We start from the raw sequence: 18,841 nt of genomic DNA on the forward strand, positions 1-18,841 counted from the left end.
TGGAGAGGAGCCGATGGGCCTATTGATAGAAGGCAAATGGCAGGACCGCTGGTACGACACCGGCGAAGATGGAAGCTTCAAGCGGGAAAGCGCCCAGTTCAGACACTGGGTAACGTCCACTGGTGAGCCTGGCCCTACAGGCGAGGCAGGCTTCGAGGCAGAGCCTAACCGCTACCGCTTGTATATTTCTCTAGCCTGCCCCTGGGCTCATCGCACCCTTATTTTCCGAAAGCTTAAAGGCCTTGAGAGTATTATCGACGTATCCGTTGTTAGTTGGCTTATGAAGGACAAAGGATGGACTTTTGATCAAACGCTCGGCTCAACGGGTGACACACTTGATGAAGCCAAGCGGTTCCTTTATGAGCGCTACCTAGAGGCTATACCTCATTACACAGGTCGCGTTACAGTACCAATGCTTTGGGATAACAAGCATAAGTGCATCGTTAACAATGAGTCTGCCGATATCATCCGCATGATGAATCATGCATTTGACGGACTGACAGGCAACAGCATCGATTTTTATCCAGAACCATTACAGCAAGACATCGACTCACTTAACGAGCTTATCTATGCCAAGGTGAATAACGGTGTTTATAAGGCTGGATTTGCAACAGAGCAGTACGCTTACGAACTCGCCTTTGAAGAGCTGTTTACTACTCTTGATCAACTAGAAAATCGCCTGAGCAGGCATCGCTATCTGACAGGAAAATACCTGACAGAAGCAGATTGGCGACTTTTTACAACATTAATACGGTTCGACTCAGTCTATTACGGACACTTCAAATGCAATCTACGCCGCATTACAGACTACCCTAACCTTCAGGGATGGCTGAAGGAGCTCTATCAGTGGCCAGGCATTGCAGGGACTGTCAACTTTGAGCATATCAAGCATCACTATTATGGCAGTCACGAAACGATTAACCCTAACGGGATCATTCCCAAAGGGCCAGCACTCGACTTAACGTCGCCTCACGATCGAGAGCAGTTGCCCGCTGTAGGTTTATGGCAGCGTGACCGTTAAGGATGCGATTGGCCTTCGAACCAGGCCAGCTTTTCACGCAAGGTTACGACCTCACCTACGATTATTAGCGTAGGCGCATGAACCTCATGGCGCGCTACGAGAACAGGTAAATCTGCCAGCGTTCCCGTAAATACACGCTGACTTGAGGTGGTGCCTTGCTGAACCAAGGCGGCCGGCGTACAAGCGTCACGCCCGTGCTTGATAAGCTGCTCGCAAATGATTGGTAGCCCAACCAACCCCATATAAAAAACCAACGTTTGCCCCGGAGAGGTCAAATCACTCCATGGCAAATCACAGGTGTCATTTTTTAAATGGCCTGTGATAAAGCGTACAGATTGGGCATAGTCTCTGTGCGTCAGCGGTATGCCGGCATAGGCCGCACAGCCACTGGCAGCTGTAATACCCGGCACTACCTGGAATCCGATCCCATGGGCAGCCAGACGCTCAATTTCTTCGCCCCCGCGCCCAAAGATAAACGGATCGCCGCCTTTAAGTCTTAGGACACGCTTACCTTGACCGGCCAGATCAATTAAAAGCTGATTGATTTCTTCTTGCGGAACCGCGTGCTCAGCCCTTTTTTTGCCTACATAGATTCTATCAGCGTCTCTACGACACATATCCAGGATAGCGGGAGCAACCAAGCGATCGTATAAGACTACATCGGCCTGCTGCATGAGGCGTAAAGCCCTGAATGTCAGCAAGTCAGGATCACCCGGTCCCGCGCCCACCAGATAGACTTCGCCCTTAACGCTTGAGGATGCGTTACAAAGTTTCTCTTCAAGCAAACGCTCAGCTACTTGAGGCTGGCCAGCGAGTACCTTTTCGCCAATTTCGCTTTGGAATACCTCTTCCCAGAAAACGCGCCTCGCCTGGACATCACCAAAACGGCGCTTAACCTTAGAACGAAATTTCTTAGCCAGGCCGGCTAGCTCACCATATGCAGCAGGTATCCAACTCTCTAGTTTGGCTCGTACAAGCCGAGCCAAGACAGGCGCATCTCCCCCGCTCGAAACCGCGACAATCAAAGGTGAGCGGTCAATAATTGCAGGAAAGATAACAGTGCACAGTGAAGGAGAGTCCACCACATTAACTGGCACACCTATCGCCTTGGCTTGGGCCGAAACCTGGATGTTAAGGTCTTCATTATCGGTTGCAGCAATAACCAGGACGGCCCCACCCATATCATCTGCCTGGTAGGGCCGCTCGATCAACGAATCGCCACCATTTTCAATCAATTCTCGCATGGCCGGATGAATGCGTGGCGCAACAACCTTGAGCATTGCCCCAGCATCCTTAAGTAAACGCGCCTTGCGTAAAGCGACCTCACCTCCACCAACAATCAGTACAGGGCGGCCGCTCAGATTGTGAAACAGTGGCAAGAACTCCATCAGCCAATAACCTCAACGCCACCCATGTACGGCTTGAGGACTTCCGGTACGCGAATGGTTCCATCGGCTTGTTGATAATTTTCCAGCACAGCCACTAACGTACGACCCACTGCTAAGCCCGAGCCGTTTAATGTATGTACCAGCTCTGGCTTGCCCGTTTCCGGGTTACGCCACCGAGCCTGCATACGGCGCGCCTGGAAATCACCGCAATTAGAGCAGGAAGAAATCTCGCGATATTTATCCTGACTCGGAATCCATACTTCAAGGTCATACGTTTTGGTGGCACTGAAGCCCATATCGCCAGTGCAGAGAGCAAGCACACGATAGGGCAACTCTAGAAGTTGCAGAACACGCTCAGCATGACCTGTCAGAGCCTCTAATGCCTCGAAAGATTTTGCAGGCTCAACGATATGTACCATTTCAACCTTATCGAACTGGTGCTGACGGATCATGCCCCGCGTATCGCGTCCGGAAGCACCCGCCTCGCTACGGAAGCATGGGGTATGGGCTACCAACTGAATAGGCAGTGCCTTGGTGTCCAAAATCCTGCCTGCTGCGATATTGGTCAATGTGACCTCCGCAGTCGGGATCAGATAAAGCGGACTTTCACCGTCACGCGGAACCTTGAACAGATCTTCCTCAAACTTAGGAAGCTGCCCTGTGCCTTGTAAGGTCTCGGCCTGGACAAGATAAGGTGTGTAAGCCTCCTCGTAACCATGCTCGCCCGTATGCAGATTGATCATAAACTGCGCCAATGCACGGTGTAGACGGGCTATAGGGCCTCGCATCAAGGCAAAGCGAGCACCCGAGAAGCGAGAGGCCGTATCAAAATCCAACCAACCATGAGCTTCACCCAGGGTTACATGATCCTTAACCTCAAAGTCAAAACGCTTAGGAGTGCCCCAACGGCGAACCTCTACGTTCTCCTCCTCGCTGGTGCCTACTGGAACGGACTCATGTGGCAAGTTAGGCAGCCCTAGCAGCAGAGCATCCAATTCAGACTGAATCACGTCCAGCTCACGCTTGGCGGTCTCCAGTTCGCCTCCCATACGGTCCACATCGGCCAGAAGCGGCGCGATGTCTTCACCGCGCGCCTTGGCTTGACCAATGGCCTTTGATCGACTGTTACGTTCAGCCTGAAGCTCCTCGGTACGTGTTTGCACAGACTTGCGAGTTGATTCCAAGGATTCGATGCGCTGTACATCAAGCGTGAAACCACGCGCGGCAAGGCGTTCTGCCACTTCCTGAGGCTGTGTACGTACCAGTTTTGCATCAAGCATGTTTTTTCTCGTATCAGAGTTTTGTCAATGACAGGCCTGCCCACGTAGCAAGCAAACCACCTACGACGCTGGCCGTGGCATATCCAATGGCAAGCAAAGCCTGGCCACCTTCCAGCAAGCGTAATGTATCAAGGGAAAAGGAAGAAAAAGTTGTTAAGCCACCTAGAAAGCCAACGATAAGCCCTGCTCTTAGCTCCGCAGGCACATCAGGTCGAATAAGGAAAAGACCGTATAAAACACCGATCAGCAAGCAGCCCACATAGTTGACGATCAATGTGCCCATGTAGAAATGCTTAGGCCAGCTCGCCGTTATCCAGGATGTCGTGATAAATCGCAACAGAGTGCCTAGTACACCACCCGCTGCGATAGCCAGGATCATGGGCGTCATGGCGCTTTCCGCCGCTGGCGCAGACTGGCCCTATCCAAGTCAGCCAAATGACTGAGCTTGTCACGAATTTTGAGTTCTAAACCGCGCGGTACAGGCTCGTAGTAATGAACCGGCGCCTTATCCTCGGGAAAATAATCTTCACCTGCCGCATATGCATCAGGTTCATCATGTGCATAGCGATACTCCTCACCATACCCCAACGACTTCATCAGTTTGGTTGGCGCATTGCGAAGATGTACAGGAACTTCATGAGAGCCATTCTGCCTGACATCTGCCATTGCCATGTTGAATGCTTTGTATACCGCATTGCTTTTAGGCGCACAGGCCAAGTAAACCAAGGCCTGCGCAATAGCAAGCTCACCCTCCGGGCTGCCCAACCGCTCTTGGACATCCCAGGCAGAAAGACAGATTGATAATGCACGCGGATCGGCATTACCGATATCTTCACTGGCCATCCGCACAACACGACGAGCAATGTAGAGCGGATCGCAGCCTCCATCGATCATACGGGCGTACCAATACAAGGTTGCGTCGGGATTAGAACCCCGAACAGACTTATGCAACGCAGAAATTTGATCGTAAAACGCTTCACCGCCTTTATCGAAACGGCGACGCCCATCACCGAGCAAGCTTTGTAAAAGATCCGGACTTATGTCTGTGCCGTCTTCAGCCAGATCGGCCGCATTTTCAAGTAGATTGAGTAACCTGCGGCCATCTCCATCGGCAGCGGCCAACAAAATTTTCCGACTTTCCTCTGGAAGCCTTAACCGGCGCTTACCAAGGCCCTTGTCTTCAAACAGCGCTCGATTAGTAAGCTGAGTTAAGGCCTCTTCATCCAGGCTTTTGAGAACATAAACACGTGCTCTCGAAAGAAGCGCATTATTAAGTTCAAAGGAAGGGTTTTCAGTCGTCGCTCCAATAAACAAAAGGGTGCCGTCTTCCACATAGGGAAGAAATGCATCTTGCTGGGATTTATTGAAGCGGTGAACTTCATCAACGAACAATATGGTTCGACGCCCATACTGAGCAGCCTGCTGCCGGGCTATCTCAACAGCCTGACGAATCTCCTTTACACCGGAAAGAACCGCCGAGATCGTCTCGAAATGAGCATCGCTGACTTCAGCCAGCAAACGCGCCAATGTCGTCTTGCCGACACCTGGTGGGCCCCAGAAAATCATGGAATGCAGCGCGCCCTGCTCCAGTGCTTCTCGCAGAGGTTTTCCTCGGGCAAGCAAATGCTGCTGGCCAACGTATTCGTCCAGGGTGGTGGCACGCATACGAGCAGCCAGCGGCTGAGCCACTGGCGTTGCGCGGAATAGATCCATGGGGCAGGATCACTCCTGAATGACGTCGGCACCTTTAGGAATTTCAAACACGAATTCCGAGGCGTTTACCGGCTCATTCATTTTTACGTTGAAGAACAGGATATTAGTGCGTTGACCGACGCTATCGATCAGCTGCATATCGTTGATTACGTTACCGCGAAATGAGAGGCGCAAGCTGTCAAACAGCGTATCGCTGGTTTTAGGCTTGAGTACAAAATCAGTCACGTTACCGCTTTGCTTGTAGGTAATTGTAAAACTGTCCTCAATTTTCGACACATCACCGGACAATAGCAACGCAGGCGTCTGGGTTAGGCGCTGATCCAGCTTCTGAATAGTCACCTGCTCAAGGTCTGGATCGTATAGCCATACCTTTTGCCCATCAGACACCAGCAACTGCTCCATGGGAGAGTCTGTATGCCAACGAAAAAGACCTGGCCGCTTGAGACTCAGATTACCCGCAGCCTCCTGAAGACGGGTGCCGGAGCCATCTAGAGTCAGCTGGGAAAAGCGAGCCGTCATAGTCTGCGCTTTCTCCAGATACTGGGAAAGACGGTCCGCTGCATCCGATGCAGCCTGAGCCGAGACGCTTAGAAAAGTTGTAATTGCCAGGGCAAACAAGCGAGTCAATCGCATGGAATTCCTCTTAAACATTGGTTAATCACGCACAGGAGAAGGTGCAATCACCTCTCTTGAACCGTTCGTATTCATAGGCGTGACAACTCCAGCCATCTCCATGGCCTCGATCATTCGTGCAGCACGGTTATAACCGATCTTGAGCTTGCGCTGAACTGCAGAAATCGAGGCCCTGCGGCTTTCCGTTACAAAGCGGACAGCCTCATCGTAAAGGGGATCGTCTTCATTTCCTTCACTGCCATCACCACCGCTACCACCCTCAAACGAGCCACCGCCCTCATCTGCCCCCGCAAGAATGTCTTCAATGTAGTCAGGCGCGCCGCGTTGTTTCCAGGCTTCAACCAGGCGATGCACCTCGTCATCTGAGACGAAAGCGCCATGGACACGAATAGGAAGACCCGTGCCTGGTGGGAGATAGAGCATGTCACCATGCCCCAGCAGCTGCTCTGCACCACCCTGATCAAGAATGGTTCGAGAGTCGATCTTGCTCGATACTTGGAAAGCCATACGCGTCGGGATGTTGGCCTTGATCAGGCCGGTAATTACATCTACCGAAGGGCGCTGCGTGGCCAGGATCAGGTGAATACCTGCAGCACGCGCCTTTTGAGCAATACGCGCAATCAGTTCTTCCACTTTTTTGCCAACAATCATCATCATGTCGGCGAATTCATCGACAACTACAACGATCGTAGGCAGCGCTTTTAGAAGCGGCGCTTCGTCATCCATGCTTTCGCGTCGATAAAGAGGATCTGTCAGAGGTGTCCCTGCCTCCTCCGCGTCCTTGATCTTGCGGTTGAAGCCAGCAAGGTTTCTGACCCCCATAGCAGCCATGAGCTTATAGCGCCGCTCCATTTCGGCTACGCTCCAGCGCAGCGCATTGGCAGCCTCTTTCATGTCCGTCACGACAGGGCAAAGAAGGTGTGGAATACCTTCGTAGATAGACAATTCCAACATCTTGGGGTCGATCATGATCAACCGCGCTTCTTCGGGCGTCGACTTGAACAGGATCGACAGAAGCATAGCGTTTACGCCAACGGACTTACCCGAACCTGTGGTACCCGCTACAAGCAGGTGCGGCATTTTGGCCAGATCCGCGATAACAGGCCTACCGCCAATGTCATGGCCTAGGGCGAGCGTCACGGGCGACTTAGAGGCCTCATATTCAGGAGACTCCAGTACTTCAGAAAAACGCACCATCTGTCGGTCTTCATTTGGAATCTCGATACCGACAGTAGTTTTGCCCGGAATGACCTCAACAACCCGAACACTGAAAACAGCCAGTGAGCGCGCCAGATCTTTCGCCAAGTTAGAAATACGGCTGACTTTCACTCCAGCAGCAGGTTGTATCTCGAAACGAGTAATGACTGGTCCCGGGTGAACCGACTCGACTGTGACCTCGACACCAAACTCCTTGAGTTTTATCTCAAGCAGACGTGACATCGTCTCAAGCGACTCTGGAGAAAAACTCTGCTGTTTTTTCTCTGCCGGATCCAGCAAGGATATCGGTGGTATCGTACCTTCAACGGCTGAATCAACAACGTGCGCGGCAGGCGGAGCGGATCGTTTTGCCTCGATCGGCTTAGGGATCGGAGCAGGCGCTGGCATATTGATCTGAGGTGCTGGCTTGGCAGCTTGAGGCTTTTCCACTACAGGCCGCTCATTAACTGGCATAGCGGGAACGGACTTGCGCTCAGGCACCAGAGATTCATCATCAAGCTCAACGGTTTCAACGACAAGCTCACGAGTCTTTTTAGCTTCTCGCTTGATAGGCGCCTGAGGTTCTTCCTCCTCAACCTCAAGCTCTTCATCGTCGTAATACTCTTCATCCTGCAGTTGTGAAGCAAGACGCTTCCGCTCACTGCGGCTACCCATCCAGCGGCTGGCGCCTCCCTGAACAAGCTCGAATAAATCAAGCGTAATCTTTCCTGTCAGGTCCATGACCTTAAACCAGGAGAGATCGGTAAAAACGGTCAGGCCCAACAGGAATACTGCTAAAAATAGCAATGTACTGCCCTGCACATTGAGAGCATTAAGGGCAAGTTGCCCCAGGCTTTCTCCAAGCGCACCGCCTGCCGAAGCCGGCAAATGGGCGTCAGCGTGAAAGTGAATGTAAGCCAGTGCAGAGCCTGCCAGAATAAGGAAAACCAGTCCGGTCAGACGCCATGAAAACAGCCACCCGCTCCATTCCCATGGCATATAGCGATGCCTGAACACCTGCCAGGTCTTGATGCCTAACAGCAACGGAAAAATGAAAGCGAAGTATCCCAACGCCATAAAGAGGACATCAGCCAGCCATGCGCCAGCACGCCCTGCAGCGTTGTGGATCTGATCTATACGACTGGTGTGCGTCCAGCCTGGATCAGAGGGGTCATAGGTCAATAAAGCCATCAGTGTATACAGACACAAGGCGGCTAATGCGATAAGCAACACCTCCTTCAAACGATAATGAAGGTGTTCGCGCCACTGTGTCACATGGCTGGCAGAAGTAGATTGTTTCAAACGCGACTTTTCCTGCACTGACAACGTGAAGATGAAAAGAAACAAGGCAGCATTCTACGACCCTACGCAGCTCGTTCCATACGAAAAACCGAGTCGCAACAACAATGACCTATTTTTACCACGACTTTAGCCGTGAACCATGCATTGGAACATTCTTTTGCTGTTGTGACAAAGAGTTATGCAGCATTCCTCAACAAAGTTTAAATCAAAAGGGAAAACTGGCGCTTGCCAGTAATCGGAGTTAGCCTGAAGACTACTTTGTTAACCCCCTCCCCTTCCATGCTGACTTGGTTGAAACGCGACTTTATACAATTTCCGCCGCTCAGTAGTGCGCTGAGCGAACCTAATGGGCTGCTTGCGATAGGCGGTGACCTTTCACCCGAACGCTTGATTGCCGCCTATCGTCACGGTTGCTTTCCATGGTTCCAGGCTGACCAACCCATTCTTTGGTGGTCACCCGACCCCAGAACGGTATTGATACCTGAAGAGATCCATATCTCTCGCAGCCTTGCAAAGCTGATTCGTCAGCAACGCTTTACGGTGACCTTTGACAAAGATTTTGCGCAGGTCATCAAGGGGTGCTCTGAACCACGAGATTATACCCACGAAACATGGATCACCTCGGAAATGCAGCAGGCCTATGTAGAGCTTTACAAACGAGGCATTGCTCATTCAGTCGAAGTTTGGGAAGAGGACTCGCTCGTCGGCGGCCTGTATGGCTTGGCAATCGGTAAACTATTCTTTGGAGAGTCCATGTTTAGCCGCACCGCCAACGCGTCCAAGGTTGGTTTCGCTACATTGGCTCAGCAACTGGCAGAATGGGACTTCGCGCTGATTGATTGCCAGATGCCCACGCGACATCTTGAAAGCTTTGGCGCGACGAGCATTTCTCGTACGCAATTTTCGAACTATTTGGCACGATACCTGGACGAAACATCTAAAGCAGACTGGTCTTCGCAACCGGCATGACAAGATTGATTACCTTCCTCATGTTTTCCTAGAGGTAGATTATGAGCGAGCTGGCCCGATTGAAGTTTTACGCCACTCAGCCGCATACTTGCAGTTACCTGCCTGACCAGCAGGCAACCACGCTCTTTCTCGACCCCGCCCAACCCATGAGCGGCCAGCTGTATGCCGAACTCTCTGAATTAGGTTTCAGGCGCAGCGGAGATCATCTATATCGACCTCACTGCCAGCAATGCAAGGCGTGCGTTCCGGCACGTATTCGCGCTGCCGATTTTGTTCCCGATAGACGTCAGAAGCGTATTCTCAAGCGAAATGCAGATATTACTATTGAAAAGCGTAGGCCTCGCTTTACAGAAGAGCATTATCGACTGTATGCACGCTACATTACGGAACGGCATGCAGACGGAGACATGTACCCTCCAAGCCGAGAACAGTTTACGACCTTTCTTATCCGGGAGCTGCCTTACGCCTTTTTTTACGAAATGCGCTTGGGCGAACGCTTGGTTGGCGTTGCAGTAACCGATGTGTTACCCAACGGCCTGTCTGCCGTGTATACCTTCTATGATCCAGACGAGGAACGTAGAAGTCTTGGTACGTTTGGCATTCTCTGGCAGATCGCGGAAACGGCACGCCTGAATCTTGAAGCGGTTTATCTCGGTTATTGGATCAAAGGCTGTCGAAAGATGTCCTATAAGACTCAATATCGGCCAATCGAACTCTTTGTCAATCAACGCTGGGTTCGAGTGTCCTGACATCAGACATGGCATCGATTGAGTTTTTCGGGCACAATGCATGCCGATTTTCCGCCTGGATGGTCCAGGCATTTTTATGTTACCGAGGGGCTTCATAACCTATGTCGAAAGAAGACAGCTTCGAAATGGAAGGTACTGTCGTCGACACCCTGCCTAACACCATGTTCCGCGTGGAGTTGGAAAATGGGCACGTCGTTACGGCGCATATTTCTGGAAAGATGCGCAAGAACTACATTCGTATCCTAACCGGAGACAAGGTGCGCGTGGAACTGACGCCCTACGATCTGAGTAAAGGTCGAATCACGTATCGCGCTCGTTGATACCTCCACAAAAAAGCCCGGCATATGCCGGGCTTTTTTGTGGGCGCAACCTCTTTATGCAGGCTCCGCCGTAGTTTCGTACTCAAAGGCTAACTCATCACCCTTGAGATCGATGTGAACCACCCCCCCATGTTCAGCCAACTCACCAAACAAGATCTCTTCAGCCAGCGGCCGCTTGATCTTATCCTGAATGAGACGCCCCATGGGCCGAGCTCCCATCTGAGGATCATAACCATTGGTAGCCAGCCAGCCGCGGGCAGCATCCGAGACCTCAAGCTGAACGCGTTTATCTTCCAGCTGAGCTTGCAACTCAGTGAGGAATTTATCCACGATGCTCTTGATGGTTTCGTGGCTAAGGCGACCAAACTGGATAATGGTATCCAGGCGGTTACGGAACTCAGGTGTAAAGCTCTTCTTGATAACTTCCATTGCGTCGGTTGAGTGATCCTGCAACGTGAAGCCGATCGAGGCACGAGAAGCGGTTTCAGCACCTGCGTTGGTCGTGAGAATTACAATAACGTTACGGAAATCAGCCTTACGGCCGTTGTTATCCGTCAACGTACCATGATCCATGACCTGCAGAAGCAGGTTAAAGACCTCAGGATGCGCCTTTTCGATCTCATCAAGCAGAAGTACACAATGCGGCGTCTTGGTAATAGCTTCAGTCAGCAGACCACCCTGGTCAAAGCCAACGTAGCCAGGAGGCGCACCGATCAAACGCGAAACGGTATGACGCTCCATATACTCCGACATATCGAAGCGGATCAATTCGATCCCTAACGCTTTAGCTAGCTGTCTTGCCACCTCTGTCTTACCAACACCGGTAGGACCGGCAAACAGGAAGGAGCCGACCGGCTTGTCGGGCGATTTAAGACCAGCTCGCGAGAGCTTGATAGCAGTCGACAGCGAGTCGATTGCCATGTCCTGACCAAATACCGTCAATTTCAGATCGCGCTCCAGATTACGCAGAAGCTCCTTGTCCGACGTATTGACCGTCTTTGGAGGAATTCGAGCAATCTTGGCAACGATGTCCTCAACCTGTGCGACTTCGATACGCTGCACACGCTTCGATTCAGGCTGTAATCGCTGGAAAGCACCCGCCTCATCAATGACGTCGATAGCCTTGTCCGGCATATGTCGATCATTAATATAACGCGCAGCCAAATCGGCGGCGGCACGCAGTGCCTCATCACTGTACTCAATACCATGATGTTGCTCAAAGCGAGCTTTCAGGCCTCGCAAGATACCAAAGGTATCTTCAACGGAAGGCTCAACCACATCAACCTTCTGGAAACGGCGCGCCAAGGCACGATCTTTCTCGAAAATACCGCGGAATTCCTGGAAGGTTGTTGAGCCGATGCAGCGGATTTCACCCGATGACAACAATGGCTTGAGCAGGTTGGAAGCATCCATTACACCACCAGATGCGGCACCCGCACCGATGATTGTGTGGATCTCGTCAATAAACAACACAGCATGGGGACGCTTACGCAACTCGTGTAGCAACCCCTTGAAGCGCTTCTCAAAATCGCCGCGGTACTTGGTACCAGCCAGCAGCGCACCCAAGTCAAGAGAATAAACGACACTATCAGCCAGCAGATCCGGCACCTGCCCATCAACGATGCGCTTAGCCAAACCTTCAGCAATCGCCGTTTTGCCTACCCCGGCCTCACCCACCAGCAAAGGATTGTTCTTGCGGCGGCGAGCCAGAATCTGGGCGACACGCTCTACTTCGTTCTCACGACCAACAAGAGGATCGATACGACCCTGACGAGCCAACTCGTTCAGATTACTTGCATAAGCCTCCAGAGGATGGTTGCTGGCGGTTGTTTCTCCACCCTCCTCGTCAGGCTGATCCTGCTCTTGGTCTCTCTCATTGGTGCCAGGCACCTTGGAGATCCCATGAGCGATAAAATTGACAACATCAATACGCGCTACGCTCTGTTGCTTGAGCAAAAAGACCGCCTGGCTTTCCTGCTCTGAAAAAATCGCAACAAGGACGTTCGCTCCGGTTACCTCTCGCTTGCCGGAACTTTGCACATGGAAAACAGCACGCTGCAGGACACGCTGGAAACCAAGCGTAGGCTGGGTTTCACGCTCTTCATCTTGCTGCGGGATGAGCGGAGTCGTCGAGTCGATAAACTCGTGCAGATCCCGCCGCAACTTATCCATGTTCGCACCACATGCACGAAGCACTGTTGCAGCCGCTTCGTTATCCAGCAACGCGAGGAGGAGGTGTTCGACAGTCATGAATTCATGACGCTTCGTTCTTGCCTCCTTGAAGGCAAGATTGAGGGTGACTTCGAGCTCACGATTCAACATAGCTTCACCTCATAGCCAGGCACAGATCAACTTTCTATTTCAATCTCACAAAGGAGCGGATGCTGGCTCTCCCTAGCATATTGATTCACTTGCATGGCCTTGGTTTCAGCAATGTCGCGAGTAAAGACTCCACACACGGCCTTACCTTGGGTGTGAACGACCAACATTATCTGTGTGGCCTTTTCACGATTCATGCTAAAGAACTTCTCAAGCACCTCAACAACAAACTCCATCGGGGTGTAGTCGTCGTTGAACATAAGCACCTTATACAACGACGGAGCCTTCAATGCAGGTTTTGCTTCCTGGACAGCCAGGCCTGCACCGTCATCCTCGTGATGTGAAGGGCCTTGTTCTGATGTTAGTCGAATATGGCTGATTGGATGCATGCTCAAGAAATTTTTTCTAGTGAATGGATTAGAAGGTCCGCAAAGACCTTGATCTACTTCTCAGGCGAATATCGCATCGCCTTGACTAACCCTAAAAGGGTGTTAAAACCTTTGGATACCCATAAGGGTACCAGGGGTTCCGTGTTTTAGTGCGTTCAAGACTATCTGAACGGGACTGTAGTGGGATAATACTCCACCTGTGGAGTCCTTTGCAGAGGGATGCCAGCATGCTCAGCGGCAAAGTCAAGTGGTTCAACAATGCCAAGGGATACGGCTTCATAGTAGCGGAAGGAAGCGACGAAGACCTATTCGCTCATTATTCAGCAATCCAGATGGACGGCTATCGAACACTGAAAGCTGGCCAGGCCGTGAATTTTGAAATCATTCAAGGCCCCAAGGGCTTGCATGCCGTTAACATCCGCGCTGCGGAAGTAGCTGCACCAGCAAGAACTGAACGAATCAGCGAGCCTGCCAATGCAAGGATGACCTCCGAGGTGTGACGCCAGGATTCGCAGTTATGCCTGAGCGGCTTTATTGCTCAGGCATAGAATCTTGCTTACCTTGCCGATCACTATGACCTAAATCCTTATTCGGATTAATAAGGTCGCGAACACGTTGTTTCAAGACCTTGGCCTCAGGAAAACCTCCATCTCGTTTTCTTTCCCATATGAGAGCCCCATCACAAGTAATCTGAAAAGTACCACCTGTCGACGGCTCAAGGCTGACCCGGCCCAGTTCAGTGGTAAAGGTACTTAACAGTTCCTGCGCCATCCAGGCCGCCCGCAGTAGCCACTGGCATTGTGTACAATAGGTAATAACCACCTCTGGCTTTTGCTCAGTCATCCCATTCTCCTCTTTTGAGCTGCTTATAATAAGCTTCCCGTCTCTCGCCTGCCTGTGGCTTGCTCATGCGATACCTATTTCTTTGCTTACTACTGTTACTGCCAAGCCTTTCATGGAGTGACCAAGTTCACCCTAAAATAGGGCTGGTATTATCTGGGGGCGCAGCGCGCGGACTCGCTCATATCGGCGTATTGAAAGCTTTGGAAGAACAAGGCATTCATGTCGATGCCATCGCTGGAACCAGCATGGGTGCAGTCATTGGCGGTTTGTATGCAGCTGGCTACAAAGTTGATGAAATTGAGCGCATTGCCAAAGAAATGGACTGGCAGCAGGTACTTTCGGATCAACCACCCCGAAAAGACGTTCCTTTTCGACGAAAGCAGGATGACAGAGACTTTCTCATCAAGCAGCAACTCAGCTTTCGAGACGATGGAACGCTGGGCCTTCCGATTGGTGTCATTCAAGGCCAGAACCTTTCCATGCTACTGGAAAGCCTGCTGGTCCACACGAGCGAAACGCGAAACTTCGATAAATTGGCTATTCCCTTTCGTGCCGTTGCCACTGATATCGTGACAGGCGAAAAAGTTGTGTTCAGCAAGGGACATTTGCCCCGGGCTATTCGAGCCAGCATGTCAATTCCAGCCGTATTTGCACCGGTTGATGTAGACGGACGCTTGCTAGTCGATGGTGGCATGGTTGATAACATCCCTATTGATGTCGCTCGCAGCATGGGCGTTGATAGGGTTATTGCTGTTGATATCGGCACTCCACTGCTGAAACGCAAGGAGCTCACTACCGTTGTAGACGTGCTCAACCAGTCCACTACCCTGATGACACGCAACAACTCTGAAGCTCAGCTGGCAACACTGACATCCAAAGATATTTTGGTTGAACCTCCGCTGGCTGCTTACACCAGCGCTGACTTTGGTAGCGTCAATGAATTAATTGACGCTGGCTATCGCGCCACTCAGGCATTGTCTTCTCGCCTGGCCAGTCTGAGGCGCCCGCCGGTGGACGATACGGACATTGCATTGTCCATTGCACGCCAGCCGGGGCAGCGAAACCCGATCATTACAGAGGTACGGATCGAAAACGACTCCAAGGTAAGCGACAGTGTTATCCGGCATTACGTACGTCAGTCATTAGGCGAACCGCTTGATCTAGAAAAGTTAAAAGACGATATGGGCACCATTTATGGGCTCGACTACTTTGATCAGGTGGAATACCGCATCGTCCGACAAAAGAAGAAAGGCGAAGACGATAACGCCCTTGTAATTCATGCGCTCGGAAAACGCAGCGGCACTGATTTTCTGCGGCTAGGCTTGAATCTTTCAGACGACATGGAGGGCGACAGCGCTTTCAATATAGGCGCCAGCTATCGGATAAACGGCATCAATAAATTAGGCGCCGAATGGCTGACCCGCCTTCAGGTTGGCGACAAACAAGAACTTTACACAGAGTTCTATCAGCCGCTGGATGTAGGCTCACGATATTTCTTTGCGCCCTATCTGAGTGCGGACGCACAAAACATCGAAGCCGTCCAGGATAATGATCCTATAGCTGAATATCGTCGTGAGCGGTATGGGTACGGATTTAATGTGGGGAGACAGATCAACAACAATGGCGAGATCCGCTTTGGCATTGGTCAGCGCTGGGGTAAAACGAAGGTCCATATCGGCAATTCGAATCTCCCGACCGATACCTTTAGTGAAGGCTTTTATGAGCTGAAATACTCATTCGATACCATGGATAATGTGGACTTTCCCAATGAGGGAGAAGATATTTCTGTAACCCTTCGCCAATTTGATACCAGCCTTGGCTCGGATGAGCGTTACCAGCAGATGGAGTTCAAATTAGACAAGGCGTTAACGTTTGGCCAAGACACTGTAGTTCTAGGTGGTTATTACGGCCGAACGTTCAACGATATTGACACGGTAACCAGCAGCTATCTCTTGGGCGGCGCAAGGCAACTTTCCGGTTATCGACAGGATGCCCTGTCTGGCCAGAATTACACGTTGGGGCGGCTGATCTATTATCGTCGGATGACAGAGCGCTCACTCCTACCGCTCGACTTCCCTGTTTATCTCGGAGGAAGTCTTGAGCAAGGGCGTATCTGGAACAATGGAAATAACTATGACAGCGGCTCAATCACCGCAGGTAGTATTTTCCTAGGATTCGATACTCCCCTGGGGCCGCTTAACTTTAGCTATGGATTAAATGATGACGGCCAACGAGCGGTTTACCTGAATCTTGGAAATAACTTCTAAGGCTCAAATTAGACGTCTACAGCGCGCATCAAGCAATGCGCGCCAGCAGTACCTCTGCCTCATGGCGCTGTGCATCGTTTCCTTCATTGAGGATCCGCTGAAGAATAGCGCTGGCTGCCCGCATATCGCCTTGGGCCATGCAGGATTTCGCCTGTTGCAACAGAGGGCTGGCTGGATAATCGCTCAGCTCATTGTCTGCCACCGAGGCGCTCGGCACATGGCTGGCGAAATGCTCGTCCAGCGTCATGTCCAGCTCATCCACTGATGGCAACTCTCCTAACGTATAAGGAAAATCATCGTCCAGCGCCTCAGCAGGCTTGGCTTTTTCATGTCCTTGCTCAGCGTCTAGCAGCTCTGTAAGGGCAATAGCGTCATCAAAACTGAGGTCCTGTAAATCCAGATCGAAATTTTCGATATCGGCTTGAGTGGGCTTCATTTCGTCAGCTTTCAAGTCAAGCTGAGGTTTCCACTCCTCTTCCAGATCGTCGGGCAGATCAAGAGAAACCTCCAGAGGTTCCTCCTCAGCTTTGACGCTCTGCTCCTCAGCCGATTCCTCGATCATGCCTGGAAGGAGTGCCTTTAGCTGATCGATTGCCTGCGTATCGCCACCCAATTCACGAACGGCCGCCTCTTGAACGGCGAACAGCTTTCTCTCACCTAAAGCAGCCAGCACTTGGAGCAGCATCATGCGCAGATCCAGGCGGCCAGGCTGCTCGGCGATGCCTTCCTCAAGCACCTCACGAGCTTGGTTATAGCGTCCATAAGCCAGGTAAATTTCGGCACGTCCCAGAAATTCATCGTCAGCCTTGGGCGTGGCCTGCTGGGGTGAAACAGGTATCTGAGGCTCAGCATCATGCGGTTCCACACGGCTAGCTATAACCGCTGGCTCGACAAGCGGCACAAGAGCATGACCGTCATGATCGGGCTCGTCCCCTTCAGGTACACCAGTCACTACAGCAACTGCCGATTCCTCCCGTGTACGTCGACGACGTAACGCAATGACGGCTGCTGCCAGCAAGGCGGCTACAGGAACCAGCCATAAATAATAGGATGACCAGTCTTTTTCCTGCTCTGCGCCGGCTTGCACCGGTGACGGTGCGACAAGAGGGCTTAGGGTCTGCGAAGCGCTCTGTTCAGGCAGCGTAGCTGGAGCAGACGGAGCAATGGTGGGTGCCTGTGAAGGATCTTCAGACGGCGCCCGAGCTACCCTTATATCACCGTCGGAAAGAGTTGACGGGGGCGGCGCCAAAGACGGATCCGCTGGCGAGGGTATATCGCTTGTTTTTTCAGAGGTACGCAGCTGAGCAACCTCCTGCTGCAACGCTGCGATCTGGTTATCCTTATCCCTTACGGTTTCATCCAGACGAGCCTGGAGTTGCTCCAATTGAGTTTGCAGCTGAGCCATACGAAGCAGAAGCTGATCCTGCTGAGCAACCGCCGTAGGTACTGTCTGCTCCACTCCAGCCTGTACCGGGGCAATGTTCGTGGGCGACTCTGACGGTAAGGACTGTTCACGAGGAGGATTTTGCGCCGGAGCAGCAATCGATGCGCCGTTTTGTTCAGCCCCTGCTACAGGAGTAGAAAAGTCGGCAGGAAGACGTAACGTTTGCCCTACCCTGAGCCGGTGCATGTCGCCCGCGGCAAATGCATTGGTATTCAGCGAATACAAATCCCCCATCATTTGCTGAACAGAGCCTTTACCCGCCTGGCGAACCAGCTTCTGTGCAATCTGCCAGAGCGTATCGTTTGCGCGTGTCGTGTAGGTAGCAGCACCTGCCTGAAGGCCTGGTCTCAGTGTAGGCGCAGGAGGCGTAGACGGCCTCGAAGCACGGGGTGCAGCAGGACGTGATACCTCTACCTGTGCATAGCTGTTGCTCCGGCTCACCGCAGGGCTTGCAGGCACCTGATAGCCGGGCGGATCTATCAGCACAGTGAACTCACGCAACTGACGCCCGCCGGGCAGCTCAAGACCAACCAGAAAACTCAAATAAGGCTCGCTAACCGGACGGGTCGATGTGACGCGAATATAACTCCTGCCGCCCGGCTCAATCACTGGCGTGAAGTGCATGTCGCTCATGAACTGAGTACGATCGAGGCCAGAACGCGCAAACTCGTCATTAGACGCAAGGCCGATGTGAAAATCGCTGGCCTCAAGCTCACCGACATCCACCAGCTCGATACGCGCGCTAAGAGGCTGATAGAGGGAAGACTGAAGCGTGATGTTGCCCAGCCCGACCGCAAAGACAGAGTTGCTGCCAACGCCCAGCACCAGGCCGGATACCATTACGAGAGTTCGAAAACGATTAACGTTTTTCGTGGCCATTCAGCGCCCTAACTGCAAATAAAAAATTACCGCCCTGACAACGGCAACGGCTGCGCTCGTAGAAAGTTTAGAAAATCGACTAGCGAGCGCTATTAAAAAAAGTAGCACTGAAAGTATAGAGGAACAAA

At 51.9% G+C, this 18,841-nt stretch carries 16 protein-coding genes; 6 read left to right on the plus strand and 10 right to left on the minus strand.

All coding sequences use genetic code 11. The features are described 5' to 3' along the window. The first annotated feature begins 13 nt into the window (after positions 1 to 13). Positions 14 to 1,021 (plus strand): glutathione S-transferase family protein, encoded by a 1,008-nt coding sequence (locus B3729_RS19710; protein WP_286788769.1) that lies wholly within the window; start codon positions 14 to 16, stop codon positions 1,019 to 1,021. Here B3729_RS19710 and cysG read toward each other — a convergent pair. From cysG to B3729_RS19740, 6 genes are read right to left on the minus strand one after another with little or no spacing between them, the layout of a single operon-like run. Further along, positions 1,018 to 2,409 (minus strand): siroheme synthase CysG, encoded by a 1,392-nt coding sequence (cysG, locus tag B3729_RS19715; RefSeq protein WP_074824346.1) that lies wholly within the window; start codon positions 2,407 to 2,409, stop codon positions 1,018 to 1,020. The genes B3729_RS19710 and cysG overlap by 4 nt on opposite strands. Next, positions 2,409 to 3,689 carry a serine--tRNA ligase gene (gene serS, locus B3729_RS19720; RefSeq protein WP_010794652.1) on the minus strand — a complete coding sequence of 427 codons (1,281 nt, stop codon included), beginning with the start codon at positions 3,687 to 3,689 and terminating at the stop codon, positions 2,409 to 2,411. Before serS ends, cysG begins: the two co-directional genes overlap by 1 nt. A 13-nt stretch (positions 3,690 to 3,702) precedes the next feature. Next, complete coding sequence (gene crcB, locus B3729_RS19725; RefSeq protein WP_010794653.1) at positions 3,703 to 4,077, minus strand: fluoride efflux transporter CrcB; 375 nt, start codon at positions 4,075 to 4,077, stop codon at positions 3,703 to 3,705. Continuing rightward, on the minus strand, positions 4,074 to 5,402 hold the full coding sequence (locus B3729_RS19730) for a replication-associated recombination protein A (protein ID WP_122042355.1): 1,329 nt from the start codon (positions 5,400 to 5,402) through the stop codon (positions 4,074 to 4,076). The genes crcB and B3729_RS19730 overlap by 4 nt, the downstream gene beginning before the upstream one ends. 9 nt (positions 5,403 to 5,411) lie before the next feature. Next, on the minus strand, positions 5,412 to 6,035 hold the full coding sequence (gene lolA, locus B3729_RS19735; protein ID WP_181123683.1) for an outer membrane lipoprotein chaperone LolA: 624 nt from the start codon (positions 6,033 to 6,035) through the stop codon (positions 5,412 to 5,414). Positions 6,036 to 6,056: 21 nt separating this feature from the next. Beyond that, positions 6,057 to 8,552, minus strand: coding sequence for a DNA translocase FtsK (locus B3729_RS19740; protein WP_286788821.1), 2,496 nt, complete (start codon positions 8,550 to 8,552; stop codon positions 6,057 to 6,059). Positions 8,553 to 8,813: 261 nt separating this feature from the next. Between B3729_RS19740 and aat the strand changes: the two genes are divergently transcribed. From aat to infA, 3 genes are all read left to right on the plus strand, one after another. Next, positions 8,814 to 9,503 carry a leucyl/phenylalanyl-tRNA--protein transferase gene (aat, locus tag B3729_RS19745; protein WP_010794657.1) on the plus strand — a complete coding sequence of 230 codons (690 nt, stop codon included), beginning with the start codon at positions 8,814 to 8,816 and terminating at the stop codon, positions 9,501 to 9,503. 41 nt (positions 9,504 to 9,544) lie between these two features. Further along, positions 9,545 to 10,252, plus strand: coding sequence for an arginyltransferase (locus B3729_RS19750; protein ID WP_010794658.1), 708 nt, complete (start codon positions 9,545 to 9,547; stop codon positions 10,250 to 10,252). Positions 10,253 to 10,353: 101 nt separating this feature from the next. After that, positions 10,354 to 10,572: a translation initiation factor IF-1 gene (infA, locus tag B3729_RS19755; RefSeq protein ID WP_002553999.1), complete on the plus strand. Its 219-nt coding sequence runs from the start codon at positions 10,354 to 10,356 to the stop codon at positions 10,570 to 10,572. Positions 10,573 to 10,626: 54 nt separating this feature from the next. On the opposite strand, the gene clpA is transcribed toward infA, so the two are convergent. Together clpA and clpS are read right to left on the minus strand one after the other, a co-directional pair. Further along, a complete protein-coding gene (gene clpA / locus B3729_RS19760) occupies positions 10,627 to 12,894 on the minus strand; it encodes an ATP-dependent Clp protease ATP-binding subunit ClpA (protein WP_074824332.1) in 2,268 nt (755 codons plus the stop codon). Positions 12,895 to 12,920: 26 nt separating this feature from the next. After that, positions 12,921 to 13,280: an ATP-dependent Clp protease adapter ClpS gene (clpS, locus tag B3729_RS19765; RefSeq protein WP_026004116.1), complete on the minus strand. Its 360-nt coding sequence runs from the start codon at positions 13,278 to 13,280 to the stop codon at positions 12,921 to 12,923. A gap of 227 nt (positions 13,281 to 13,507) precedes the next feature. On the opposite strand from clpS, the gene cspD reads away from it, so the two are divergent. Beyond that, positions 13,508 to 13,780 carry a cold shock domain-containing protein CspD gene (gene cspD, locus B3729_RS19770; protein WP_010794662.1) on the plus strand — a complete coding sequence of 91 codons (273 nt, stop codon included), beginning with the start codon at positions 13,508 to 13,510 and terminating at the stop codon, positions 13,778 to 13,780. Positions 13,781 to 13,811: 31 nt separating this feature from the next. Here the strand turns inward: cspD and B3729_RS19775 are convergent, their stop codons facing one another. Further along, positions 13,812 to 14,123 carry a SelT/SelW/SelH family protein gene (locus tag B3729_RS19775; protein ID WP_010794663.1) on the minus strand — a complete coding sequence of 104 codons (312 nt, stop codon included), beginning with the start codon at positions 14,121 to 14,123 and terminating at the stop codon, positions 13,812 to 13,814. 65 nt (positions 14,124 to 14,188) lie between these two features. Between B3729_RS19775 and B3729_RS19780 the strand changes: the two genes are divergently transcribed. Continuing rightward, complete coding sequence (locus tag B3729_RS19780) at positions 14,189 to 16,390, plus strand: patatin-like phospholipase family protein (protein ID WP_286788770.1); 2,202 nt, start codon at positions 14,189 to 14,191, stop codon at positions 16,388 to 16,390. A gap of 28 nt (positions 16,391 to 16,418) precedes the next feature. Here the strand turns inward: B3729_RS19780 and B3729_RS19785 are convergent, their stop codons facing one another. Beyond that, a complete protein-coding gene (locus B3729_RS19785) occupies positions 16,419 to 18,713 on the minus strand; it encodes a type IV pilus assembly protein FimV (protein ID WP_286788771.1) in 2,295 nt (764 codons plus the stop codon). Between the last annotated feature and the right edge of the window lie 128 nt (positions 18,714 to 18,841).

Source organism: Pseudomonas sp. UBA3149 (assembly GCF_002364655.1).
GTDB lineage: Bacteria > Pseudomonadota > Gammaproteobacteria > Pseudomonadales > Pseudomonadaceae > Chryseomonas > Chryseomonas luteola.

What these genes read in the sequence shown, in the direction of transcription:
- crcB (WP_010794653.1), bottom strand. Translation starts at nt 4,077, where the DNA reads ATGACGCCCATGATCCTGGCTATCGCAGCGGGTGGTGTACTAGGCACT.
- clpA (WP_074824332.1), bottom strand. Translation starts at nt 12,894, where the DNA reads ATGTTGAATCGTGAGCTCGAAGTCACCCTCAATCTTGCCTTCAAGGAG.
- cysG (WP_074824346.1), bottom strand. Translation starts at nt 2,409, where the DNA reads ATGGAGTTCTTGCCACTGTTTCACAATCTGAGCGGCCGCCCTGTACTG.
- infA (WP_002553999.1), top strand. Translation starts at nt 10,354, where the DNA reads ATGTCGAAAGAAGACAGCTTCGAAATGGAAGGTACTGTCGTCGACACC.
- B3729_RS19710 (WP_286788769.1), top strand. Translation starts at nt 14, where the DNA reads ATGGGCCTATTGATAGAAGGCAAATGGCAGGACCGCTGGTACGACACC.
- cspD (WP_010794662.1), top strand. Translation starts at nt 13,508, where the DNA reads ATGCTCAGCGGCAAAGTCAAGTGGTTCAACAATGCCAAGGGATACGGC.
- B3729_RS19785 (WP_286788771.1), bottom strand. Translation starts at nt 18,713, where the DNA reads ATGGCCACGAAAAACGTTAATCGTTTTCGAACTCTCGTAATGGTATCC.
- B3729_RS19750 (WP_010794658.1), top strand. Translation starts at nt 9,545, where the DNA reads ATGAGCGAGCTGGCCCGATTGAAGTTTTACGCCACTCAGCCGCATACT.
- clpS (WP_026004116.1), bottom strand. Translation starts at nt 13,280, where the DNA reads ATGCATCCAATCAGCCATATTCGACTAACATCAGAACAAGGCCCTTCA.
- lolA (WP_181123683.1), bottom strand. Translation starts at nt 6,035, where the DNA reads ATGCGATTGACTCGCTTGTTTGCCCTGGCAATTACAACTTTTCTAAGC.
- serS (WP_010794652.1), bottom strand. Translation starts at nt 3,689, where the DNA reads ATGCTTGATGCAAAACTGGTACGTACACAGCCTCAGGAAGTGGCAGAA.
- aat (WP_010794657.1), top strand. Translation starts at nt 8,814, where the DNA reads ATGCTGACTTGGTTGAAACGCGACTTTATACAATTTCCGCCGCTCAGT.
- B3729_RS19775 (WP_010794663.1), bottom strand. Translation starts at nt 14,123, where the DNA reads ATGACTGAGCAAAAGCCAGAGGTGGTTATTACCTATTGTACACAATGC.
- B3729_RS19730 (WP_122042355.1), bottom strand. Translation starts at nt 5,402, where the DNA reads ATGGATCTATTCCGCGCAACGCCAGTGGCTCAGCCGCTGGCTGCTCGT.
- B3729_RS19780 (WP_286788770.1), top strand. Translation starts at nt 14,189, where the DNA reads ATGCGATACCTATTTCTTTGCTTACTACTGTTACTGCCAAGCCTTTCA.